This is a genomic window from Bifidobacterium jacchi, from assembly GCF_009078285.1.
GTDB lineage: Bacteria > Actinomycetota > Actinomycetes > Actinomycetales > Bifidobacteriaceae > Bifidobacterium > Bifidobacterium jacchi.
In genome coordinates this window covers 35,626-39,002 of sequence record NZ_RQSP01000007.1, presented here as the reverse complement: position 1 = coordinate 39,002, position 3,377 = coordinate 35,626, and the positions used below count along the sequence as shown (strand labels likewise).

Genomic DNA, 3,377 nt, shown 5'->3' with positions numbered 1-3,377 from the left:
TCGGTGTGGTCTGCCCGCCGCTCGTACCGGCCGGCTTCAGCGCCTTGATCGCATTCGTCACATCCTTCGTGGCCGCGACCACCGCCGCATCAGACGGATCGTCAGCGCCGATCAGCGCCTGCAGCGCGGCCAGCCGCTCGGTCAGCGCCTTCCATGAATCCGCGCTGTACTCCGCCTTGCTGAGCTTGCCGGCATCCGCGATCGCCGCCTTCGCGTCCGCAACGTGCGCTTCGGTCGCAACGGTCTTCACAAAGGTGACGCGCACCTTCGCCGCATTCGTGCCCGCCGCCACGACGCTCACCTTCACCGCGCCGGAGCGGGTGGAGAACGCCTCGCCGGCCTTCATCGCAGTGGTCTTGCCTCTGTCGCCGGTGGGCAGCAGCACGGTCTCGCCGTCGCGGTTGATCTTGAGCACGCGCACGCCGCCGCTCAGATACGTGGGCGTGGTGTAGCCGTCGGGGAAGTCCATGGTGTCGTAGCGATACTGGTCGTCGCCGGTCTTCGTGTACAGCGCGTCCGCGTCGTCGCCGGTGCCGTTGCGGTAATCGAGATAGTAGACGTCGCCGGTGGCCGGATCGGTGAAGGTCGCCGCGCGCAGTCCGCTGGCGTCGGTGATCGGCTTGATGTCAAGCGTCACGCTGCCTTGGGTGGTCTTGTCGATCGTCTTGTAGTCGCCGTCCTGCTCGGTGAACAGGCCGGTGCGGATGCGGCCGGCGGCACCCATCTGCAGCAGACCGGGGATGCGGTTCGCGCGCGTGCCGATGTAGCCGTTGCCCATGATGTCGAAGTTGTCGCGATAGGCGTCGATCACGCACTTGCCGCCGTCCGCGGTGGTGGTCTGGTCGCCTTCGCCGAGTTTGCTCATATCGACGTCGGCCGGGCCGTTTGTGTTGACGCAGCCGAGCATCTCGGCATGCTGCAGGCCGATGTTGTGGCCGAGTTCGTGGGCGAGGGTGAGCACGGCTCGGCGGCTGTCCGGCTGGATGCCGGGGTTGTCGACCATGCCCTGGTCGTCGATGAGCGAACCGCCTTCGTGGATGGTTGCGCCGATGTTGCCCTGACCGTCGAATCCGGGATTGCCGTCCAGCGATTCCATGGGGATGAACATGGCGACGTGCTGCGCGTTCTTGGTGGGATCGGCCACTTTGGTCGCCTCCGTCACCGCCTTGGGGCCGTCGGTCCAGATCGGTCCCTGATCGGCCTTGGTGCCGGATTCGATCACGAGGATGTTGCCTGGTTCGCTGCCGTTGGCATCGGCTGCCTCGAAGGTGATCTTGCCGCCGGACACCTTCTGCCAGAAGTCGCTGACGCGCTTGAGCAGGCTGGTGAAGTTGGCTTCCGTGAAGCCGAGTTTGGTCAGTTCGTCGGCGCGGGTGGCCGGGTCGAGCAGCTTGGCATCGTTGGAATCCGATGGAATGGCGATGACCGGATACACCTTGTGCGTGACGTGGGAGGCGGTTGTGGTTGCGGTGCTGGCGGCGGCCGGCGTGGGGTCGTCGGCTTGCGCCGCCTGCGCGGTCGTGGCGAAGAATGAGCCGGACACCGCCATTGCGGCGCAGGCGGCGGCTGCGGCGAAACGCGCCGCCAATGCGCCGAAACCGGGGTGCGTTGCTGTTCTTGTTGATGCTGCGTTTGCTGATGCTGCGCTTGACGTCGTTCCCGTGGTGGAATCGAATGCAATCGTACTGTGCGTACCCATGTATTCCCCCTATTGCTCGTGCCGATCAATGCAAACAATCAATCGAATATATTGATTGTGCTCAATATGATGCGTGGGGCGAATGGCGTGACCGGTTACGGGGAATCGTCGTTCGTGTTACATGTAAACGGCCCGTTTCCGTGCGCCACAGGCGGCGTGATTGCGCGGAGCGTTCAGAAGCCGATATTCAGAAGCCGATATGACCATCGTGGGCATCGCCGGCGACGTCGAATCGCACCAGCGAATCGGGATCGCCGGCATCGACCTTGGCGTACGGGTCGGCTGCGAACCGCTCGATCGCGGCCATCTGCGGGCGGCTGATGCCGATACGCGCATCCGGACCGACTGCCAGCACGGGGGCCTGCGGCAGAGAGCCGCGCAGGGCGGACTGTGCGCTCGGCGTGGTCTCCTCGTCGTCGATCCAGATGATCGGGCGCGCGTCACTCAGCCGATCGAGCACCGTGCGGCGCTTGCCGGTCAGCCGTCCGACGCCGGTCTGCGGGTCGTACCATTTGACCGTCGGCCAGCCCACGCCAAGCGCTTCGTTAAGCGAATCGGTGAACGGCTGCCAGGTGCTCAGCCACATGATCCGCGCGCCGTCGCGCGTGGCTGTGGGCTTGGTGAGCGCGTCGAGCCGCGACACCAGCTCGCTCGACCACAGGATGCGATATCGCCCAAAACGCCCCGCCTGCGCGGTGCCTTTGCTGTCGGGGATGAACCAGTTGGCGGGGGAATACAGGTTGATGCGCGGATCGCCGGGTTTCATCCATGCGGCCGAGTTCTGCCGCTGACGCACTTTGTCGTCGGGAAACTGATTGATCACGCCATCGAAATCGATCAGGATGATGGCGCTCGCGGCACGCGGGTTGCTCGTCTGTTTGCTTGTGTTGCTTGTGTTGCTTGTATTGCTGGTATTGCTTGTATTGCTCATGTTGCTCCGCCACCCCGCTTTCTCGTTGATGTCGTTGATTCGCTCGGTTGCTGTATGTGTTGCACGTGTTGTATGTGTTGTACGTGTTGGGCTGTACGTGTGGTGTGTTGATGTGTTGGGTGCCGTGCGCTTGACGCTGTGTCTTTGGGTGCCGTGCCTTTGAGCGCTGTGCCGGTCCGGCTTGGTGTCCGCGCCGCAAATCCGTTTTACGAAGTTCCCCCTGTTTACGAGAATTATATTCGCTGGGGTTCGCTGGGGTTCGCTGGGGTTGTCTCAGCGATCGAAATTCGGGAATAAAACCCATTGCTCCTGAATTTCGATCGCTACGAAGCTCTCAATGAACAAAATTCGGGAGATCAGCCAAAAACTCCCGAATAATGATCGCTGACGGCGCACGCCGGCCTGTCAGCGCAAGGTTTTCTCGGGATTTGCCCCGAGTCCGAGAAAACCTTGCTCAAACGGGCTGGTCAGCGCAAGTTTTTCTCGAGATCGGGCCTCGTTTCGAGATTCTCTTGCGCTTGTGGGTTGGGTAGCGCAAGGATTTCTCGGGAAGATCGGCCATTTCGTAAAATCCTTGCGCTAAGGGGGCCGTTTGCGCAAAGATTTCACGAACTCAAGGCAAATCCCGAGATTTCCTTGCGCTGAGCAGGCGCTGAGCAGGCGCTGAACAGGCGCTGAACAGGCGGATTGTGCAAGGATTTCTCGGAGACAGAGGCTACCTCGTAGAATCCTTGCGCGGAGAGGGGC

At 62.3% G+C, this 3,377-nt stretch carries 2 protein-coding genes; both read right to left on the bottom strand.

Going from position 1 to position 3,377, the window contains the following annotated elements; all coding sequences use genetic code 11:
* The coding region (locus EHS19_RS03375; protein ID WP_175578270.1) for a hypothetical protein at window positions 1-1,699 on the bottom strand (1,699 nt) is incomplete at its 3' end.
* Between the two features lie 187 nt (window positions 1,700-1,886).
* Window positions 1,887-2,630: a hypothetical protein gene (locus EHS19_RS03370; protein WP_151916386.1), complete on the bottom strand. Its 744-nt coding sequence runs from the start codon at window positions 2,628-2,630 to the stop codon at window positions 1,887-1,889.
* Between the last annotated feature and the right edge of the window lie 747 nt (window positions 2,631-3,377).

What these genes read in the sequence shown, in the direction of transcription:
- EHS19_RS03370 (WP_151916386.1), bottom strand. Translation starts at nt 2,630, where the DNA reads ATGAGCAATACAAGCAATACCAGCAATACAAGCAACACAAGCAACACA.